At 66.1% G+C, this 19,660-nt stretch carries 18 protein-coding genes and 2 tRNA genes; 6 read left to right on the top strand and 14 right to left on the bottom strand.

Translation table 11 applies throughout. From position 1 onward, the window contains the following. Positions 1–82: 82 nt before the first annotated feature. The 7 genes from NX780_RS22350 to NX780_RS22380 all read right to left on the bottom strand — a co-directional run bounded on the left by NX780_RS22350 (position 83) and on the right by NX780_RS22380 (position 3,477). Positions 83–157: transfer RNA gene (locus tag NX780_RS22350), tRNA-Val, on the bottom strand. 68 nt (positions 158–225) lie between these two features. Further along, positions 226–672 (bottom strand): hypothetical protein, encoded by a 447-nt coding sequence (locus NX780_RS22355; RefSeq protein WP_258830096.1) that lies wholly within the window; start codon positions 670–672, stop codon positions 226–228. Next, positions 672–1,244, bottom strand: a complete 573-nt coding sequence (locus tag NX780_RS22360) for a hypothetical protein (RefSeq protein ID WP_258830097.1) — start codon at positions 1,242–1,244, stop codon at positions 672–674. Before NX780_RS22360 ends, NX780_RS22355 begins: the two co-directional genes overlap by 1 nt. Before the next feature lie 106 nt (positions 1,245–1,350). Beyond that, a tRNA-Val gene (locus tag NX780_RS22365) sits at positions 1,351–1,425 on the bottom strand. Positions 1,426–1,462: 37 nt separating this feature from the next. Further along, positions 1,463–2,170, bottom strand: coding sequence for a DNA polymerase III subunit epsilon (gene dnaQ / locus NX780_RS22370; RefSeq protein WP_370663640.1), 708 nt, complete (start codon positions 2,168–2,170; stop codon positions 1,463–1,465). Between the two features lie 81 nt (positions 2,171–2,251). Next, positions 2,252–2,710, bottom strand: coding sequence for a ribonuclease HI (gene rnhA / locus NX780_RS22375; RefSeq protein WP_258830098.1), 459 nt, complete (start codon positions 2,708–2,710; stop codon positions 2,252–2,254). After that, positions 2,707–3,477: a class I SAM-dependent methyltransferase gene (locus NX780_RS22380; RefSeq protein WP_258830099.1), complete on the bottom strand. Its 771-nt coding sequence runs from the start codon at positions 3,475–3,477 to the stop codon at positions 2,707–2,709. The genes rnhA and NX780_RS22380 overlap by 4 nt, the downstream gene beginning before the upstream one ends. Positions 3,478–3,534: 57 nt before the next feature. On the opposite strand from NX780_RS22380, the gene gloB reads away from it, so the two are divergent. Further along, entirely contained in the window at positions 3,535–4,335 is an 801-nt protein-coding gene (gloB, locus tag NX780_RS22385; protein WP_258830100.1) for a hydroxyacylglutathione hydrolase, read from the top strand. Between the two features lie 37 nt (positions 4,336–4,372). Here gloB and aceB read toward each other — a convergent pair whose 3' ends face one another. Then, complete coding sequence (gene aceB / locus NX780_RS22390) at positions 4,373–5,962, bottom strand: malate synthase A (protein ID WP_258830101.1); 1,590 nt, start codon at positions 5,960–5,962, stop codon at positions 4,373–4,375. A 154-nt stretch (positions 5,963–6,116) separates the two neighbouring features. Between aceB and NX780_RS22395 the strand changes: the two genes are divergently transcribed. Beyond that, positions 6,117–7,013 carry a LysR family transcriptional regulator gene (locus tag NX780_RS22395; protein WP_258830102.1) on the top strand — a complete coding sequence of 299 codons (897 nt, stop codon included), beginning with the start codon at positions 6,117–6,119 and terminating at the stop codon, positions 7,011–7,013. 166 nt (positions 7,014–7,179) lie between these two features. Here the strand turns inward: NX780_RS22395 and NX780_RS22400 are convergent, their stop codons facing one another. The 4 genes from NX780_RS22400 to NX780_RS22415 all read right to left on the bottom strand — a co-directional run bounded on the left by NX780_RS22400 (position 7,180) and on the right by NX780_RS22415 (position 10,484). Further along, positions 7,180–7,383, bottom strand: a complete 204-nt coding sequence (locus tag NX780_RS22400) for a cold-shock protein (protein WP_258830103.1) — start codon at positions 7,381–7,383, stop codon at positions 7,180–7,182. Between the two features lie 328 nt (positions 7,384–7,711). Then, complete coding sequence (locus NX780_RS22405) at positions 7,712–8,062, bottom strand: Hpt domain-containing protein (protein WP_258830104.1); 351 nt, start codon at positions 8,060–8,062, stop codon at positions 7,712–7,714. Between the two features lie 9 nt (positions 8,063–8,071). Further along, positions 8,072–8,722 carry a uracil phosphoribosyltransferase gene (gene upp / locus NX780_RS22410; RefSeq protein WP_258830105.1) on the bottom strand — a complete coding sequence of 217 codons (651 nt, stop codon included), beginning with the start codon at positions 8,720–8,722 and terminating at the stop codon, positions 8,072–8,074. Positions 8,723–8,798: 76 nt separating this feature from the next. Beyond that, the gene (locus NX780_RS22415; protein ID WP_258830158.1) at positions 8,799–10,484 is read right to left on the bottom strand and encodes an isovaleryl-CoA dehydrogenase; all 1,686 of its coding nucleotides are present in this window, start codon (positions 10,482–10,484) and stop codon (positions 8,799–8,801) included. Between the two features lie 331 nt (positions 10,485–10,815). On the opposite strand from NX780_RS22415, the gene NX780_RS22420 reads away from it, so the two are divergent. Next, positions 10,816–12,561, top strand: coding sequence for a putative bifunctional diguanylate cyclase/phosphodiesterase (locus NX780_RS22420; RefSeq protein ID WP_258830106.1), 1,746 nt, complete (start codon positions 10,816–10,818; stop codon positions 12,559–12,561). Further along, complete coding sequence (locus NX780_RS22425; RefSeq protein WP_258830107.1) at positions 12,558–14,051, top strand: HDOD domain-containing protein; 1,494 nt, start codon at positions 12,558–12,560, stop codon at positions 14,049–14,051. Before NX780_RS22420 ends, NX780_RS22425 begins: the two co-directional genes overlap by 4 nt. A gap of 33 nt (positions 14,052–14,084) precedes the next feature. Here NX780_RS22425 and aroC read toward each other — a convergent pair whose 3' ends face one another. Continuing rightward, the gene (gene aroC / locus NX780_RS22430) at positions 14,085–15,179 is read right to left on the bottom strand and encodes a chorismate synthase (protein WP_258830108.1); all 1,095 of its coding nucleotides are present in this window, start codon (positions 15,177–15,179) and stop codon (positions 14,085–14,087) included. Positions 15,180–15,375: 196 nt separating this feature from the next. Between aroC and NX780_RS22435 the strand changes: the two genes are divergently transcribed. Beyond that, entirely contained in the window at positions 15,376–17,682 is a 2,307-nt protein-coding gene (locus NX780_RS22435) for a GGDEF/EAL domain-containing response regulator (RefSeq protein WP_258830109.1), read from the top strand. Positions 17,683–17,712: 30 nt separating this feature from the next. Here NX780_RS22435 and NX780_RS22440 read toward each other — a convergent pair whose 3' ends face one another. Further along, positions 17,713–18,165 carry a CBS domain-containing protein gene (locus NX780_RS22440; RefSeq protein ID WP_258830110.1) on the bottom strand — a complete coding sequence of 151 codons (453 nt, stop codon included), beginning with the start codon at positions 18,163–18,165 and terminating at the stop codon, positions 17,713–17,715. A gap of 183 nt (positions 18,166–18,348) precedes the next feature. On the opposite strand from NX780_RS22440, the gene NX780_RS22445 reads away from it, so the two are divergent. Further along, positions 18,349–19,659, top strand: a complete 1,311-nt coding sequence (locus NX780_RS22445) for an O-acetylhomoserine aminocarboxypropyltransferase (RefSeq protein ID WP_258830111.1) — start codon at positions 18,349–18,351, stop codon at positions 19,657–19,659. The last annotated feature ends 1 nt before the right edge of the window (position 19,660 follow it).

The following is a 19,660-nucleotide window of genomic DNA, read 5'->3' on the forward strand; positions in this document are numbered from 1 at the left end:
GGTTCACCCTGATCCCACAGCAAACGGTGACAGCGCCATGCAAAAAGCCCGCAAACATCGCTGTTTGCGGGCTTTCGTATTCTGGTGGGAAGTGCAAGTTTCGAACTTGCGACCCCTGCAGTGTGAATGCAGTGCTCTACCCCTGAGCTAACCTCCCGAGTGCGCGTATTATGCACTAACCGTTGAGATATATCAATATCAACCGGCGCATATACCTGCCCGCGGCTAGTTGTCGTTCTCCGCCTTGGGCACTTGCGCCAGCACCCACATGAAATAGAGGGCCTTGGCGGCCTTGGCGCGCGTGACCAGGCCTTTCGGTTCCAGGCGGCTTCCGTTGACCATCCTGCCGCGCGCAATACCGGCCTCCGAGCGGATCAGGCCCGGTTCGTAGGCTTCCTTCAGCCTTGCCGCGTAGGGCGCCGAGATGTCGGCGGTGTCGGTCAGACTCGCCCACGGGATGGGCGGATAATACATGGCTCCTTGCGCGCCGCTGTCGAGATTCGGATCGTAGCCCGGCGCGCCGGGCACCACGGTCTTGCCGTTATAGTCCGTCATGTACTTCGGCTTCTCGCTGAACCTGGCGCGGCAGGCGTCCAGCAGCATGGCGCCCATGACTTCGCGCGACAGGGGACCATTTACAAGCTGCTTCAGCGAGCCTGCGGGCAGGCGCATCACGCTGGCCAGTGCCTCGGCGAATTCACGGGTCCGCTTGGACCGACCAATATAGGCGCGTTTTCCGTATGTGCGCACACAGGCTGACGCAGGAAGGACTTGATCGATTCAAGCTGGGCCGGCGCGATCACCCGGCCGCGCTTTGAAGCCTGCATCGCCATATGCCAATGCCCGAGCGCCCGCAGAAGCTGCTCCTCGTCGGCCGCCTGCTCGACCTGGCGCACCACCTCGGCCGCGAGCAGGCCCAGGCAGATCTCGGCCGACCCGATCATCATCGCTTTGGCCTGCGCCATGGTCTGCAGGTCGAGTGGAGAAACAGAAGTACCGGGCGGCCGGGCGAGCGCAATCAGTTCCAGCGCCGCGAGCTCATCGACGATGGGCAGGAGGGAGTCTGCCGGCATCACTCCCATCAGCGCACGGCAGGACTTGCGGCCATCGACCATGATCAGCACCGATCGCTGGCGAGCATTGAGACTGGCGCTGCGCGCAAGGATCTCGGCGCGGCCTTTGTCCGTCTTGACGAAAATACGTTCCGCCAGCGACGACGGAGAAGAGATCGGTTCGGCGATCATGCGGATTCATGGTTTGGAGAATCATTCGATTCTAAGAAGCAAGCATGACAAGGACATGAAAAAAGGCGCCGTCCGCATTTGCAGACAGCGCCTTTTTCTGAATTCTTGGTGGGAAGTGCAAGTTTCGAACTTGCGACCCCTGCAGTGTGAATGCAGTGCTCTACCCCTGAGCTAACCTCCCGAAGCGAGGCATATTATGGCACAGAATCATCGCGCCGTCACCCCTGCGGAGCGTAATTCCTCCAGACGCACTGCCCTTTCACGTTCTTGTCGAGGCCAGCCAGCACCTCTTCGTGCGCAGCGAGTTCCTCGCTGCTTGCCGCCAGCACGATGATCTCGCCCAGCGGACCGGCGTCGAGCATCTCGCCCACGCTGCTGGCTTCGACCGCCACGTCCATGGTGAGCGAGTTCTGGCCGCGCGTCATCGCGAGGTAGACGTCGGCCAGCAGCTCCGAGTCGAGCAACGCGCCGTGCAGCTTGCGGTGGGCGTTCGAGATTTCGTAGCGGTCGCACAGCGCGTCCAGCGAGTTGCGCTTTCCGGGGTGCAGTTCCTTGGCTTGCACCAGGGTGTCGATCACGCCGCTGCAGTACGAGGTGAACGGCGGCAGACCGAGGCGCTGGAACTCGTGGTTGAGGAAGCCCAGGTCGAAGGGCGCGTTGTGGATGATGACTTCGGCGCCCTGCACGAATTCGCGCAGCTCTTCGACGATCTCGGCGAACTTCGGCTTGTCGCTCAGGAATTCGGTGGTGAGGCCGTGGACCGCCAGCGCCGCTTCGTCCGAATCGCGCTCGGGATTGATATAACGGTGGAAGTTATTCCCGGTCAGCTTGCGGTTGACGATCTCGACGCAGCCGACTTCGATGATGCGGTCGCCCGTACGGGGATTCAGGCCGGTGGTTTCGGTATCGAGGACAATCTGGCGCATGGCATGAAGAAGAGTTGAAGCGGATTGCAGTATAGCAAAACGCAGGCCGCCTCAAGAGACCTTCGATGCGTGGATGTGCTTTTAGCGACGCACCGATGCCGCCCCGCGGTTGGCCAGCACGTCCGCGCGCTCGTTGCCCGGATGGCCGTTGTGGCCGCGCACCCAGCGCCATTCGACGGCGTGCTGCTGCTGCGCGAGGTCGAGCGCCTTCCACAGGTCGTCGTTCTTGACCGGTTCCCTGGTCGAGGTCTTCCATCCGCGCGCCTTCCAGCCGTGGATCCATTCCGAGATCCCCTTCTGCACATACTGGCTGTCGGTATGCAGCACCACCTGGCATGGGCGGTTCAGTACACCGAGCGCCTCGATCACGGCGCGCAGTTCCATGCGGTTGTTGGTGGTGTTCGGCTCGCCGCCGAAGATTTCCTTTTCGTGGCCGTTCGAGACCAGGAGTGCGCCCCAGCCGCCGGTACCTGGATTGCCCTTGCAGGCGCCGTCGGTGAAGATTTCGACCTTGGTCGCGTTGTTATTCGATTCGCTCATTCTCTGTTCGCCGCCGGCACTGCCTGCGGACGCTTGCTCGTTTTCTTGTTCCATGCAGGTCCGATGATGTGCATGCCCTTGACCCGCTTGATGGCGTGGACCACGTACACGGCGCCCAGGTAGGGCCACCAGCGCCGGCCGGCCGACTCCATCATCGAGAACCGGCTCAGCCAGTGGGCTGTCCGGCACGGCGGCGCGTAGCAGCCGAAGTGGCTGCGCGTGACGCCGAGATTCAGCAATTTTAACCAGTCCTTCAGGCGCGGCATAGAGATGAACTCGCCGGAGGCCGGCAGGTAGCCGTTGTTGGTCATCCGCCCCACGCCCTGGCGCATGCCCCACAGGCTGGCCGGGTTGAAGCCGCAGATGATCACCTGCCCTTCCGGGATCAGGACCCGCTCGACCTCGCGCAACACCTGGTGCGGCTCGCTCGCGAATTCCAGCACGTGCGGCAGCACGATCAGGTCCATGCTGTGCGAGGCGAAAGGCAGTTCGGCGAAGTCGAGCGCGACCGCGATCTGCTTGCCGCCCGCGGCGAAGGCCAGCTCGTCGGCGGTCGAGGTGCGGGTGGCGGCCTGCCATTTATTCGGCATGCGGTTGGCGGCGAGCGCGTCGAGCTGGGGCACGCCGATCTGCAGGGCATTGAAACCGAAGATGTCCGCCACCAGTTCGTCGAGGCAGGCCTGTTCGAAGGCGCGCACGTAGGCGCCCGCCGGCGATTGCAGCCAGAGGTCGAGCGCTATAATGGATTTTTCGGATGCCGCGTCCATTCCATCCCTTCGTGTGTGAAAAATTTTTATTTCACACGCCCTTCGGTTCACATCACCATGACGACTACTTCGCGCCAGGCCCTTTCTGTTCTTACCGTTCCCGCATTCAACGACAACTACCTCTGGCTCATCCACGACGGCGTGAACGCGGCGGTCGTCGACCCGGGCGATGCCGGGCCGGTCCGTGAAGCCCTGCATGCGCACGGCCTGGCCCTCACCTGCATTTTACTCACCCATCACCATGCTGACCATATCGGCGGCGTGGCAAGCCTGCTCGCCGAGTGGAAGGTGCCGGTGCATGGCCCGCGCAATGACGGCATTCAATGCGTCACGCATGCGCTGGTCGAAGGCGATCAGGTAACAGTCGACGGGCTCGACCTGGAGCTGGACGTGCTCGAGGTTCCGGGGCATACGCTGGGACACATCGCCTATGTGCGCAGGACGGCGGGAGCGCACTGGCTGTTCTGTGGCGATACGCTGTTCGGGGGCGGTTGCGGCCGGCTGTTCGAAGGCACGCCGCAGCAGATGGCGGATTCGCTGGCCAAGCTCGCGGCGCTGCCGGACGATACGCTGGTCTATTGCGCGCACGAGTACACGGTGTCGAACCTGAAGTTCGCCCAGGCGGTCGAGCCGGATAACCAGGGACTGGCCTTCCGCATGCGCGACGCGAGCAAGAAGCGCGGCACGCGGCTGCCGACGGTGCCGTCGACCATCGGGCTCGAGAATGGCACGAATCCCTTCCTGCGCTATACGGAGCCCGGAATCGTCAGGAGCCTGGTCGAGGCCGGGCGATTGAAGGAAGGCGCCGCGCCGGTCGAGGCCTTCGCGGCATTACGCGAGTGGAAGAACGTGTTCTGAGCCGCGGTGGCCGGAAGAGCCGGCCACCGCGGCCGAATCAGATCTCTTCGTACAGCGGCAAGGTCAGGAACTCGGCGAAGGTATCCGACGTCGACATCTGCTCGAAGATCTCGGCCGCGCGCGCATAGCTCGGGTTGTCGCCGTTCGGCGCCACCTGCTTCACCTTGGCCAATTCTTCCGGGATCATGGCGCGCACCATCTCGGCAGTCACCTTGCGGCCGTCATCCAGCACACCCTTCGGCGTCCTGATCCACTGCCACACCTGGGAACGGCTGATCTCGGCGGTCGCGGCGTCTTCCATCAGGTTGTGGATCGGGACGCAGCCATTGCCGGCCAGCCAGGCGCCGAGGTAGTGGATGCCGACGTTGATGTTGTAGCGCAGGCCCTCTTCCGTGATCGGCGTCTCCGGCTTGAAGTCGAGCAGTTCGCTGGCAGTCACGTTCACATCCGGACGCTGCTTGTCGATCTGGTTGGGCCTGTCGCCCAGCACCTTCACGAATTCCGTCATGGCCAGGTCGACCAGGCCCGGGTGCGCCACCCAGCCGCCGTCGTAGCCGTCGCTTGCATCGCGCGCCTTGTCGTTGCGCACGCCGCCCATCGCGACCTCGTTCTTCGCCGGGTCGTTCTTGATCGGGATCAGGGCCGACATGCCGCCGATCGCCGGCGCATTGCGCTTGTGGCAGGTCTTGAGCAGCAGCAGCGCATAGGCGCGCATGAAGGGCGCCGTCATCGTCACCTTGGCGCGGTCGGCCAGGCAGAAGTCCTTGTCCAGCTTGAACTTCTTGATGCAGGAGAAGATGTAGTCCCAGCGGCCCGCGTTCAGGCCGGCGCTGTGTTCGCGCAGCTCGTAGAGGATCTCGTCCATCTCGAAGGCGGCGAGGATGGTCTCGATCAGCACGGTCGCCTTGATGGTGCCGCGCGGCAGTCCGAGTGCTTCCTGGGTCATCACGAAGATGTCGTTCCACAGGCGTGCTTCCAGGTGCGACTCCATCTTCGGCAGGTAGAAGTAGGGGCCGGCGCCGCGTGCGAGCTGCTCTTTTGCGTTGTGGACCATGAACAGGGCAAAGTCGAAGATGCCGCCCGAGACGCGCTTGCCGTCGACCAGCACGTGCTTCTCGTCCAGGTGCCAGCCGCGCGGACGCACGACCAGGGTTGCGACCTTCTCGTTCAGCTGGTAGGTCTTGCCGTTCTGTTCGAGCGAAATCGTGCGGCGCACCGCGTCGCGCATATTGATCTGGCCGGTGATCTGGTTGTCCCAGTTCGGCGTGTTCGAGTCCTCGAAGTCGGTCATGTAGCTGTCCGCGCCGGAGTTCAGCGCGTTGATGACCATCTTGCGCTCGACCGGGCCGGTGATTTCGACGCGACGGCATTCGAGGGCCTTCGGGATAGGGGCAATGGTCCAGTCGCCGTTGCGAATGTGGGCGGTCTCCGGAAGGAAGTCCGGGCGCTCGCCGGCATCCAGGCGGCGCGCGCGCTCGGCGCGGGCGGCAAGCAGTTGCTGGCGGCGCGGCTCGAAGGCGCGCGAGAGCCTGGCGACGAGGTCGAGGGCCTCGGGCGTCAGGATCTGTTCGTAACCAGGCTTGATCTCGGCTGAAATTTCCATGCCGGCTGGGGTGGCGATCGTCATTGCGCTTGCTCCTGTAAGTGAAGAACCGGTGCTACGCCGGCGGCGCCGGGGGCGCCTTGGCGTTTGTCATAGCATCAAGTATATTCACTGGAAGATAGCTAAACGATACATTTTCTCACTACATCTGTGTGTTTTTGTATCAAATGGAGTAGGCATGGACAAGTTCAGACAGATCGAAACCTTCGTCGAAGTGGTCGCGCGCGGCAGCCTGTCGGCAGCGGCGCGCGCCGAGGGCATCGCGCCGGCCATGATCGGACGACGCCTCGATGCGCTGGAAAGCCGCCTCGGCGTCAAGCTCCTGCAGCGCACCACGCGCCGGCTGGTGCTCACCGACGAAGGCGCGGCCTTCCTGGAAGACTGCCAGCGCATCCTCGCCGAACTCGAGGAAGCCGAGTCCGCGGCAAGCGAACGCAGCGCCCGCGCCACCGGCCACCTCTTCGTATCCGCCCCGGCCGGCTTCGGCCGCCAGCACGTCGCGCCCCTGCTGCCCTCCTTCCTGGCCGAGCACCGCGAACTGACCGTCAACCTGAACCTCACCGACCGCCTGGTCGACGTCGTCGGCGAAGGCGTGGACGTGGCCATCCGCATCGCCAGCCTGAACGATTCGAGCCTGGTCGGCGCCAAGCTGGCCGACAACCACCGCGTGGTGGTCGGCTCGCCCGCCTACCTCAGGCGCCACGGCACGCCACGCCTGCTTTCGGACCTGGCGCGCCACAACTGCCTGGCGATCAGCAGCGAAGGCAGCCAGCGCGGCTGGACCTTCCTCGACAAGGGCAAGCCGGTGACCCTCAAGGTGGGCGGCAATATGGAGTGCAACGACGGCGCGGTGCTGCACGCCTGGGCCCTGGCCGGCAAGGGCCTGGCCTGGCGCTCGATGTGGGAAGTGGGTGCGCAGATCGCGTCCGGGGAACTGTGCACGGTGCTCGACGACTATGCAGCGCCCGGCAACGACATCTATGCGGTGTTCGCGCAGCGCCGCCACCTGCCCTTGCGCATCCGCAGCTTCGTCGACTTCCTGCGGCGCAGTTACGCCCAGCCGGAATACTGGTAGGCCCGCAGCCGGGCCAATCTTTTCCTGCCGGAATTAATCACCGCCCGATTCACTCCCGACGCATACGCTCGAGTCCGCCTTGTACTGACGGGACGGGTCTTCCGAATTTCTGGACAAAAAAAATCCCCGGTGATTCCGGGGATTTTTTGCTATCGCTGGAGAGCGATTACAGCGGCTGGATGTTCGCGGCCTGCTTGCCCTTCGGGCCGGTGGTCACGTCGAACGAAACGCGCTGGTTCTCTTGCAGCGATTTGAAGCCGGTGGTCTGGATTGCCGAGAAGTGTGCGAACAGATCTTCGCCGCCTTCGTCAGGGGTGATGAAGCCAAAACCCTTCGAATCATTGAACCATTTAACGATGCCAGTTGCCATTACAATTTCCTATTTCAGTTAAGTGGGCTTGCGCCCGTTTAAGATCGTTTGAAGAAGCAAGAAAGGAATGACAGACTAACTGCACTACTACCTACAACCCAACGATCCCGCATTATACCGAATAAAAACGGATAGACGGCCAGTTCGCAAAATAAAAAAACTCGTCGTCGCAACAATTTCGTCAAAAATTCCCCCATTCAACTATTTGGAGGCGTTTTTTTGATTCGGCAGTACAGAAAATATAGGGCAAGGAGGGGCTGGAAATTTGCGCGGCATCAAACTATGCAGCGGTGGCTTATTGCGTAAACGCATTGCCGCCGAAGCGGTTTCAGCCTAGGGAACGCGGGTCGTGGCGGCCGGCTTCGACAAACTGGCCGAGTTCGCCCAGCCAGATCGCCCAATCGCTGTGCGCGACCGCATCGAAGGTCATCAGGACGCGCAGGCGCTGCTCGAGCGCGCGCGCGTGCTGGCCCAGGCCCCGGTAGCCGAAGGTGACGGCGGAGCCGGCCACGGTATGCAGCATGGCCTGCAGCTCGTTCGCCGCCAGCGCGGGGGCGGCCGGGTCGAGCTCGGCGCCCAGCTGGGCCAGGCGCGCGAGCGTGGACGGCAGGCTGCCGGCGAAACTGTCGCTCGCCGAAGCCAGGCGCGAGAAGAACTGCTGGTCCGCCGCGAAGCTCATGCCAGGTGCTTATTTGGTGCCGAAGATGCGGTCGCCCGCGTCGCCCAGGCCGGGCACGATGTAGGCGTCTTCGTTCAGGTGCGAGTCGAGCGAGGCCACGTAGACTTTCACGTCCGGGTGCGCCTTCTGGAACACCTCGATGCCTTCCGGCGCGGCCACCAGGGCCAGGAACAGGATCTGCTCGCTCGGAACGCCGCGCTTCTTGAGCACGTCGACGGCGTGCACCGCCGAGTTGCCGGTCGCGACCATCGGATCGCAGAGGATGAAGGTGCGGTCATTGGTGTCCGGCAGGCGCACCAGGTACTCGACCGGCTCATGGGTGTCGGGGTCGCGGAACACGCCGATATGGCCGACCCGGGCCGAGGGCACCAGTTCCAGCAGGCCGTCGCTCATGCCGACGCCGGCGCGCAGGATCGGCACGATGGCCAGCTTCTTGCCGGCGATGACGGGCGCGTCGATCGTGACCAGGGGCGTCTTGACGACCTTCGTGGTCAGCGGCAGGTCGCGCGTGATCTCGTACCCCATCAAGAGCGTGATTTCCCGCAGCAGCTCGCGGAAGGTGCGCGTCGAGGTGTCGTGCTCGCGCATGTGCGACAGCTTGTGCTGGATGAGCGGGTGGTTCAGGATGAAGAGGTTGGGGAACCGCGGATCTTGTTTCATGGTGGCTAGCGAATAGTGGGTGTGTTGCAAGGTGAGCGGCATTATCCCAGCCGCGGCCCGTTTTGTCCCGCTCTTTCTAGGCCGGGGCCTGCAGGGCGCGCGCCAGGATCGCGGCGCAGTCGACCTGCGCGGGGAGCCGCCCGAACGCGCCGCCCGGCTCGCGCGCGATGCGCGAGGCAACGAAGGCGTCGGCCACGTGGCCGGGCGCGTGGCGCAGCAGCAGCGCCGCCTGCACCGTCAGCACCAGGCGCTCGGCCAGCACGCGCGCCCCGCCCTCGTCGCGCGCCATGGCCGGGAGCGCATCGAGCAGGGCGCCGGCGAAAGCGGCGAAGCGGGCATCGATCGCCATCGCCGGCTCCAGCTCGGCCGCCAGCGCGGCATGCGCCTCCGGCAGCGACTTGCCGAGCGCCCGCAGCACGTCCAGGCACATCACGTTCCCGGAACCCTCCCAGATCGAATTGACGGGGAACTCGCGGTACAGCCGCCCCAGCGGGCCGTCCTCGACGTAGCCGTTGCCGCCCATGACCTCCATCGCCTCTGCCCCGAACATCGGCCCGCGCTTGCAGATCCAGTACTTGCCGGCCGGGGTCAGGATGCGGCCCAGCAGGGCCTGGGCCGGGTCCTGGCTTTCGTCGAAACAGCGCGCCAGGCGCAAGGCGAATGCCGTCGCGGCCTCGGATTCGAGGGCCAGGTCGGCCAGCACGTTCTGCATCAGGGGCTGTTCGGCGAGGCGCCGGCCGAACGCCGCGCGGCCGCGCGCGTGGTGCAGGGCGTGGCACAGGGCGGCGCGCATGATGCCGGCGCTGCCCAGCACGCAGTCCAGGCGGGTGTAGCCACCCATCTCGAGGATGGTCGGGATGCCGCGTCCCGGCGTACCCACCATCCAGCCGACCGCATCCTGGAACTCGACTTCCGAGGAGGCATTCGAGCGGTTGCCGACCTTGTCCTTCAGGCGCTGCACCCGGATCGCATTGCGGCTGCCGTCGGGCAGGAAGCGCGGCACGAAGAAGCACGACAGGCCGCTGCTGCCCTCTTCCTCCAGCTGGGCCAGGATCAGGTGGGCGTCCGCCTGCGGCACCGAGAAGAACCATTTATGGCCGACGATGACGCAGGCGCCCTCGCCCGCGGCGCCGAAGCGGGCCTGCGCCTCGCCGGAAGGCATCCGGGTGGCGCGGGTGGTGTTGGCGCGCACGTCGCTGCCGCCCTGCTTCTCGGTCATGCCCATGCCGACCAGGGCGCCGCGCTTTTCCGTCACCGGCAGCGACCGCGGGTCGTAGTCGTTCGAGAGGATCTTGGGCAGCCAGGACGCCAGGCGCGGCTCGCGGCGCAGGGCCGGGACCGAGGCATAGGTCATGGTCACCGGGCACTGGCTGCCGTTCTCGACCTGGCCGAACAGCAGGTACTGGGCCGCGCGCGCCACCTGGGCGCCGGGGCGCGGGTCCTGCCAGGGTGCCGAGTGGGCGCCGGCCTTGACCAGCAGCGTCATGAGCTGGTGCCAGGCCGGGTGGAACTCGATTTCGTCGATGCGGCGGCCCGAGCGATCGAAGCCGAGCAGGCGCGGACCGGCGGCATTGGCCTGGCGCGCCAGGTCGAGCACCTCGGCGCTGCCCAGGGTCGCGCCGAGCCCGGCCAGGCTGTCCTCGGCCCAGCCCGCGCCCTCGCGGACCAATGCCTCGCGCAACGCCGGATCGCAGGCGAACAGGTTGACGTTTTCGAAGGGGGCAGCCTGGTTCAGGACCTCATGGGTCTGGAAAGCATCCATTTTTCGCATCTCTCTCGGAAAACCCGGCCGGATGTTGCATCCGAGCATCATTTTAGAATAGGTTCATTTGCTGGACAGCAAGAATCGGCGACAATGTCGGGTGTACGTATGCTTGTCTATGCAACAAGAACGCTAACGCAAAGAGCGCATCAACGCAAGCTGCTGCGTCAGCGCAAGGACTGGCAGAACGGAGACTGGCTTTGTGATTTTTAATGCCTTTCAGAATCTTTCAATGCTACAGTCGCCATTGGTTTGGTAGACTTGCATGGTTTACGCACGGTATGCATAGCGGTTCCGCGCGTGCCAGCAACAAGAAGGCAGACAACCAAGAATGCACACCAGTTCCATCGCCGCCATCCAGCCCGAACCCCGCAAGCCGGCACTGTCCCTGCTCGACAGCCTGCTGGAGGCGGCCGGCGACGCGGTTTTCCGCGTCACGCTGGGCGGCCAGGTGCGCGCCGCCAGCCGCCGCGCCCAACTGCTGACCGGCGTCGAACTGGACGGCCGGCCCCTGGTCGCGATGGTCCATGACGTCGACCAGCCGGCCCTGCGCGCCGCCCTCGCCAGCGCCGGCGGCGCTCATCCGGGCAGTGAACCCGTGGTGGTGGAGGCGCGCTTTCGCAGCGGCGAACGCGACGTCTGGTTCGAGCTGCGCCTGGCCCTGGTCGCGAGCGGCGACGACGCCCCGCTGCTGGTCGTGGGGCGCGACATGTCGGCCCAGCATGCCACCGAAGAGCGCTTGCGCCACATGGCGACCCACGATGCCCTCACCGAGCTCCCCAACCGGGTGCTGCTGTCCGACCGCATCCGGATGGTGATCGCCAATGCGCGCCGCTCGGGCCAGGGCTTTGCCGTGGCCACCATCGGCCTGGACGGCTTCAAGAAGGTCAACGACGGCCTCGGCCACGCGGTCGGCGACGCCGTGCTGCGCATGGCGGCAAGCCGCCTGCGCCGCACCCTGCGCGACAGCGACACCCTGGCGCGCGTGGGCGGCGACGAGTTCGTCGCGGTGCTGCCCGGCTCAAGCAACGAGGCCCAGATCAAGCTCGTCACGGGGCGCCTGATGGCGGCCCTGCAGTCGCCCTTCGAGATCGACGGCCACACCATCTACCTGGCCGGTTCGATCGGCGTGGCGACCTATCCGGATCACGCCGAGGACGAGGTGCGGCTGGTGACCCTGGCCGACACCGCCATGTCGCGCGCCAAGGAGACCGGCAAGGCGCGCAGCGTGACCTACAGCCCGCGCGACGCCGGCCCGCCGGAACACGATATCTCGCTGGAAGCGGCGATGTTCAATGCGGTGCGCGAAGGCGAGTTCCAGCTGTATTACCAGCCGATCGTCGACGCCGCCAACCGCACCATCGAGGGCTTCGAGACCCTGATGCGCTGGAAGCACCCGACCCTGGGCATGGTCGCTCCAAGCCGCTTCATCCCGATCGCCGAGACCAATGGCCTGATCAACCTGCTCGGCGCCTGGGCGCTGAAGGCGGCCTGCATGCAGATTCGCCAGTTCGAGGAAATCGCCGGGCGCGAGCTCTACATCTCGGTCAACATCAGCCCGCGCCAGTTCAGGAGCGACAAGTTCCTTACCGTGCTGGACGACGCGCTGGCGCTGTCCGGCACGCCGGGCCGCAACCTGGTGCTCGAGATCACCGAGGGCACCCTGATGGTCGACCCGGTGCACGCGGAAAGCGTGCTGGGCAAGATGGCCGAGCGCGGCGCGCGCATCGCGATCGACGACTTCGGCACCGGCTACTCGAGCCTGGCCTACCTGAAGCGCTTCCCGATCTCGGTGCTGAAGGTCGACCGGGCTTTCGTGAAGGACCTCCCGAGCGCCGAGAAGGACGCGGCGATCTGCAAGGCCGTGCTGGACCTGGCCAAGCACCTCGACCTGTCGGTGGTGGCCGAGGGCGTGGAGACCGAGGCCCAGCTGGCCTTCCTCGACAGCCTGGGTTGCCAGTACGTGCAGGGCTACCTGACCGGCAAGCCGATGCCGGCCCACGTGGCGATGACCGCGCTGAAAGAAGACCTTTATACCGAACTGCTGCCGGCCGACTTCCGGGCGGTCAAACCATGACGACTATTCCCGCCATCCCGCGCTCGCGCCAGGCCGACGCCACCCTCTCCCTGCTGTGGGAACGCATCCGCAGGCAGGGTGACATGCCGGGCTTCACCAAGGCCATCAACGCCATCCTCGCTTCCATGCGCGGCGAAGACGAGCGCGAATTCTCGATGACCCAGACGGTGCTCTCCGACCCCGTCCTGACCCAGAAGGTGCTGCGCCTGGCGAACAGCGGCATGTACTCGGCCTTCGGCCAGCGCATCAACACCGTCTCCAAGGCCGTGCTGGTGCTCGGCACCGAGGCGATCGGCCACCTGGCCCTGGGCCTGAAGCTGATCGAGGAACTGGCCAAGTCCACGCCCGACACCGAAACCGCCCACATCGAGATGGAAAAGGCGGTGCTGGCCGGGATGGTGGCGCAGCAGATCGCCGCCACCGCCGTCTCGCGCGACCCGGAGGAAGCCGTGGTGTGCTCGATCCTGCATTTGCTGGGAAGGATGATGGTCACCTTCTACATGCCGGAGCGCTGGGCCCAGCTGCGCGAAGCCGCCGGCCCGGGGCGCGAGGAAAACGCCGCGGCCGGCATCCTCGGCCTGTCGCTGGAAGAAATCGGGCGCGCCACCGCCGAGCACTGGGGCCTGCCGCGTAACCTGGTCGCCGGCATGCGCCGCGTCGCGCCGGGCGAGCGCTTCGAGGGTTTCGGCCACGACGACTGGCTGGCCGCCCTCGGCACCATGTCGACCGACGCCGCCGACGCCCTCTGGCACGACGACGAGACGGGCGCCGCCCGCGTGGCCGCCCTGGCCGAGAGTTTCGCCCCGATGCTGGGCGTCGAGCCGGGCAGTTTGCTGGGCGCCATCGAGAAGGCGCGCGAGACCGCGTCCTCCGACCTGACGATCGCGCCGCTGGCCAAGCCGCTCGAGAAGCGCGCGCGCCTGGCCGCCGCCACCCGCAAGCGCATGGCCGGCAACAAGGTCCTCATGAGCGGCGTGGCGGACATGCGCGACGCCGGCGTCAATGCCACCCCGGGCCAGATGATGTCGATGGCCCTGGAGACCATCCACAAGGGGCTGTCCTTCACGCGCTCCTTCGCGTTTCTCCGTAACCGCAAGGAAGGCAAGTACACGGCGCGCCTCGGGCTCGGCGAGGACAGCAAGGCAATGCTGCCCCAGCTCGTGTTCGACGACGTCTACGAGCCCAACGTCTTCCATGCTGCGCTTGGCAGTGACCGCGTGATCTTCATCGAGAATGCGCGCGACGCCAAGTTCGCCGCCAAGCTGCCGCTCTGGTGGAAGACCAGCCTGAGCGAAGCGCGCTGCTTCGTCGTGATTCCGCTGTGCGCCCATGGGCAGCCGGCCGGCTTCATCTATGGCGAGTGGGACGACAGCTTCCCCTCGGTGGTGCTGAGCCAGACCGAATTCTCGCTGCTGAACGATCTGCGCGGCCTGGTGGTGCGCACCGTCGAGCGCCGCCACCAGGTCGAGGCGGTTGCCTCACGGGTGTGAGACCCGGCGCCGCCCGCCCGGACGGCGCACTGATCAGCCCAGTTTCGGCGTCCCCACCTTCACATCCCCGCACTGCGCGCGCTGCATCAGCGCGTGGTCGATCAGCACCAGCGCCAGCATCGCTTCCGCGATCGGCGTCGCGCGGATGCCGACGCAGGGGTCGTGGCGGCCGAAGGTCTCCACCATGACCGGATTGCCGTCCTTGTCGATCGAGCGGCGCGGCGTGCGGATGGACGAAGTCGGCTTGATGGCGATCGAGACCGTGATGTCCTGGCCGGTCGAGATCCCGCCCAGCACCCCGCCCGCATTGTTGCCGACAAAGCCTTCCGGGGTCAGCTCGTCGCCATGCTCGGAGCCTTTCTGCGCCACCGAGGCGAAGCCGGCGCCGATTTCCACGCCCTTGACCGCGTTAATCCCCATCATCGCGTAGGCGATGTCGGCGTCCAGCTTGTCGTAGATCGGCTGGCCCCAGCCCACCGGCACCTTGCGCGCCACCACGTCGATGCGCGCGCCGATCGAATCGCCGGCGCGGCGCAGCTCGTCCATCGCCGCTTCCATCCGCGCCAGCAGGTCGGCGTCGGCGGTGGCGGCGAAGAAGGGATTCGCCTGCACGTGCTCGAAGGACTGGAACGGCACCTCGATGTCGCCCAGCGTGCGCATGCAGCCGAAGAACTCGGTGCCGTATTGCTCGCGCAGCCATTTCTTGGCCACGGCGCCGGCGCCCACCACCGGCGCCGTCAGGCGCGCCGAGGAGCGCCCGCCCCCGCGCGGGTCGCGCACGCCGTACTTGTGCCAGTAGGTGTAGTCGGCGTGGCCCGGCCGGAACGTCTCGGTGATGTTGCCGTAGTCCTTGCTGCGCTGGTCTTCGTTGGGAATCAGGAGCGCGATCGGGGTGCCCGTGGTCACGCCCTGGTAGACGCCCGACAGGATCTGCACGCGGTCCGCTTCCTGGCGCTGCGTCACGTGGCGCGAGGTGCCGGGCTTCCTGCGGTCGAGCTCGGGCTGGATGTCGGCCTCGGACAGCGCCATCCCGGGCGGGCAGCCGTCGATGACGCAGCCGATGGCCGGGCCATGCGACTCGCCGAATGTGGTTACGGAAAACAGCTTGCCAAAGGAGTTGCCGGACATGGATTGCTCTGCTTGCAAAATGGTGGATTTAGCATTCTACCAGCCCGGGAGTCAAGCCCGGGGGAATCGCTCCGGGAGCTCCAGGCCGAATAGTTGCTCCAAGGATACATATTTGTCCTTTCGGCCAGTTTGTAAGCTTCTGTAAAGGAAATTGCATATATACTGAGTCGAAACAAGCCCAGCCCTCTGGAGACCAATGCCTTCCTCGATGACGCCGCCGGGCCCGATGACGGATGCGGTAGACGACCGCGACGACCTGGTATTCGCCGACGAAGCCGATCACGCATCGCCTTCGTCCATCCCCGCCGCCGGCGCGCCGGCTTGCGCCAGCGCGAGCTGGCGCATCCTGGTGGTGGACGACGACGCCGACGTGCACTCGACCACGACCTTCGCCCTGAAGGGTGTCGAGATGCAGGGCCGCCCGCTGGAATTCCTGCATGCCTACTCGAGCGAGGAAGCGCGCGACATCCTGGCACGCGAACCCGGGATCGCCGTGGTCCTGCTGGACGTGGTGATGGAACGCCCCGACGCCGGCCTGCAGCTGGTGCGGAGAATCCGCGAAGAGCTCGGCCTGATCGAAGTCCGCATCATCCTGCGCACCGGCCAGCCCGGCTATGCGCCCGAGCTGGAAGCGATCCGCGGCTACGACATCAACGATTACCGCACCAAGTCCGAACTCACCCGCACCAAGCTGTACACCGCGGTGGCGGCCGCCGTGCGCTCCTATGAACAGCTGCGCGCCCTGGCCGCCAGCCGCGCCGGCCTGGAACACATCCTGAGCGCCGGCGCCCAGCTGATGGCCCTGCATGGCGTGGTCGACGCGGCCCGGGGCGTGCTGCGCCAGCTGGCAACCCTGCTCGGCCGGCCCGAGGCCGGCGTGCTGTGCGTGCGCGAAAGCGCCCATGGACGGCCCGACAGCGTGCACGTGATCGCAGCCGCCGGCGCGCATGCGCTGCTGGCCGGTTCGGAGCTGGACGGCGCGGAGCACGCGAGCGTCAAGCAGGCAGTCCGGCGCACCCTCGAGCAGCGCCGCCGCCTCGATGGCGACGGCTGGCTGACCCTGCACTTCCCGGGCAAGGCCGGACGCGATTTCGCCGCCTGCATTCCCTTCGAGCGCCCGGTCGGCGAACTCGAATGCCGCCTGCTCGACGTGTTCGCGAGCGTGGCCGCCGTCAGCCTCGAGAACGTCGAGCTGGTCACCCACCTGAACCAGGCCGCCTTCCGCGACCAGCTGACGGGCCTGCCCAACCGCACCCGCCTGGTCGAACTGATCGACGCCATCCTGGCCAGCCCGCGCCGCGATGCCGCCACCCTGGCCATCGTCGACCTCGACCACTTCGCCGAGACCAACGATGCGCTCGGCCACCATTTCGGCGACCTGCTGCTGGTGGCCGTGGGACGCCGCCTGGAAGAGCGCCTGAAGGCCTGCCCGGACGAACGGCTCGAGGTGGCGCGCATCGGCGGCGACATCTTCTGCGTGCTCGGCGACGCCGCCGTGGTGCAGCCAGCCCGCATCGCGGCGCTGTTCCGCGAGCCCTTCCGCATCGACGGCCAGGACGTGCTGGTATCGAGCACGCTCGGCCTGGTGCGCCTCCTTGGCCACGACGGCAGCGGCGCCGACGCCCTGAAGGACGCCGACATCGCCCTGAAGCGCGCCAAGTCGCAGCAGCGCGCCGGCCACTTCTATTTCTCGCGCAGCATGGGAGTCGAGATCCGCGAGCGGGTGCGCATGATGCACGCGCTGCGCAGCGGTTTCCAGCGCGGCGAATTGTTCCTGGCTTACCAGCCGCAGGTCGACCTCGCCACCAGCCGCCCCTTCGGCGCCGAAGCGCTGCTGCGCTGGCGCACCGAGGACGGCCGCATGATCGGCCCGGACCGCTTCATCCCGATCGCCGAATACTCCGGCCTGATCGTCGACATCGGCGAATGGGTGCTGCGCCAGGCGCTGGCCGAGCTGGTGCGCCTGCGTGCCGGCGGCCACCGCGACTTCACCATGTCGGTCAACGTCTCGCAGGTGCAGTTCCGCCACCCGCACTTCGTCGACATGCTGCGCCGCGCGCTGGAGGACACCGGGGCGCCGGCCGACTACGTGGAGCTGGAAATCACCGAATCGATGGCGATGGAAGAGCCGGCCCTGCTGGTCGAGAAGCTGGCGCAGGTCAAGCGCACCGGGGTGTCGATCGCGATCGACGACTTCGGGACCGGCTTCTCTTCGCTCTCGCACCTGCAGCGCCTGCAGGTGGACCGCCTCAAGATCGACCGCACCTTCGTCACCGAAATCACGGGCTCGGCGCGCGGCAGCAGCATCGCCGAGATGGTGATCCAGCTGGGCCGCAACCTGGGCCTGTCGGTCATTGCGGAAGGGGTCGAGGACGAACGCCAGGCGCACATCCTGCGCTCGCTGGGCTGCCCGCTGGCGCAGGGTTTCCTGTTCTCGCGACCGCTCAGCCCGGAAGCCCTGCTGGAGTGGCTGGGCAATCAGGCGATCATCGAAGCGGCCTAGGTTTCGTGGTCGGCCGCGCCGACCACGCGATCAGTCCTCGGTGGCCTGCTCGGCCGGCCAATCGCGAATGTAGGCCTTGAGCATGCGGTTCTCGAAGCTCTGCGCCTCCAGCACCGCCTTCGCCACGTCGTAGAAGGAGATCACGCCCAGCAGGGTGCGGGCGTTCATCACCGGCAGGTAGCGCGCGTGCTTTTCCAGCATGATGCGGCGCACCTCGTTGACTTCAGTGTCCGGGGTCACGGTGATCGGGCTGTCGTCCATCACCTTGCGCACCGTGCCGTTGCCGAGCGTCCCGCCTTGCGCGTGCAGCTCCTTGATCACTTCGCGGAAGGTCAGCATGCCGACCAGGTCGCCGTATTCCATGACGACCAGCGAGCCGATGTCCTTTTCCGCCATCGTCGCGGCCGCCTCCACCAGGGGCTGGTCGGGCGTGACGGTATAGAGGATTTCACCTTTCACCTGCAGGATCTCGGAGACTTTCATATTGGCCACCCCGTCAGCTTGGTTAGTGATACCAGAAATATTTGTATAAGGCATAACACCGACTGTAGCCGATGCCCGCCAAAAAATCCAGCATTGCACCATTCCAGGGCCGGCGCCCCATTGCGGAACATTAAAAGAGTGCTACGATGCCGCCCATCCCAATTCACGGATGAGTAGAACACGATGAGCGGTCCACAAGATCCCGGCTTCGATACCCTGGCCCTGCACGCAGGCGGCGCCCCCGACCCGGCGACCGGCGCACGCGCGACGCCGATCCACTTCACTTCCTCCTTCGCCTTCCGCGATTCCGACCACGCCGCAGCCCTGTTCAATATGGAACGCGCCGGCCACGTGTATTCGCGCATCTCGAACCCGACCAATGCGGTGCTGGAGGAACGCATCGCCGCCCTGGAGGGCGGCGTGGCGGGCATCGCCACCGCCAGCGGCCAGGCGGCGATGCACCTGGGCCTGGCGACCATTGCGGGCGCGGGCAGCCACATCGTGGCCTCGACCGCGCTGTACGGCGGATCGCACAATCTGCTGGCCTATACCCTGCGCCGCTTCGGCATCGAGACCACTTTCGTGAACCCGCGCGACCTCGACGCCTGGCGCGCCGCGATCCGCCCGGCTACGCGCGTCCTGTTCGGCGAGACGCTCGGCAACCCGGGCCTGGACGTGCTCGACATCCCCGCCGTCTCCGCCATCGCCCACGAGCACGGCCTGCCGCTGATGGTGGACGCCACTTTCACCACGCCCTATTTGCAACGTCCCTTCGATCTCGGCGCCGACCTGCTGCTGCACTCGGCCACCAAATTCCTGTGCGGCCACGGCACCGCCATCGGCGGCCTGCTGGTCGACGGCGGCACCTTCGACTGGGACGCCGCCCATGCGAAAAGCGGCCGCTTCCCGGAGCTGTGCGAACCCTACGACGGTTTCCACGGCATGGTGTTCTCCGAAGAGTCGACCGTGGCCCCGTTCGCCCTGCGCGCGCGCCGCGAAGGCCTGCGCGACTTCGGCGCCGCGATGAGCCCGCACAATGCCTTCGCCATCCTGCAGGGCATCGAGACCCTCGGCCTGCGCATGGAGCGCCACGTCGCCAACACCCGCCGCGTGGTGGAATTCCTGCTCTCGCAGCCAAGCGTCGCTGCCGTGAACTACCCGGAGCTGGACACGCACCCCGACCACCAACTCGCCCAGCGCCTGCTGCCCAAGGGCTGCGGCGCCGTGTTCACCTTCGAACTCAAGGGCGACCGTGCGGCCGGACGCCGCTTCGCCGATGGCCTCCAGCTGTTCTCGCACCTGGCCAATGTGGGGGATGCGAAGTCGCTGGTCATCCACCCCGCCTCGACCACCCACTTCCGCGTACCGGCCGAGGAACTGGCTGCGACCGGCATCAAGGAAGGCACGATGCGCCTGTCGGTCGGCCTGGAAGCCCCGGACGACCTGATCGAAGACCTCAAGCGCGGCCTGAAGCTGGCCCAGAAAGGAGCCTGAG

Source organism: Massilia agri (assembly GCF_024753255.1).
In the GTDB taxonomy this organism is placed as follows: domain Bacteria; phylum Pseudomonadota; class Gammaproteobacteria; order Burkholderiales; family Burkholderiaceae_D; genus Telluria; species Telluria agri.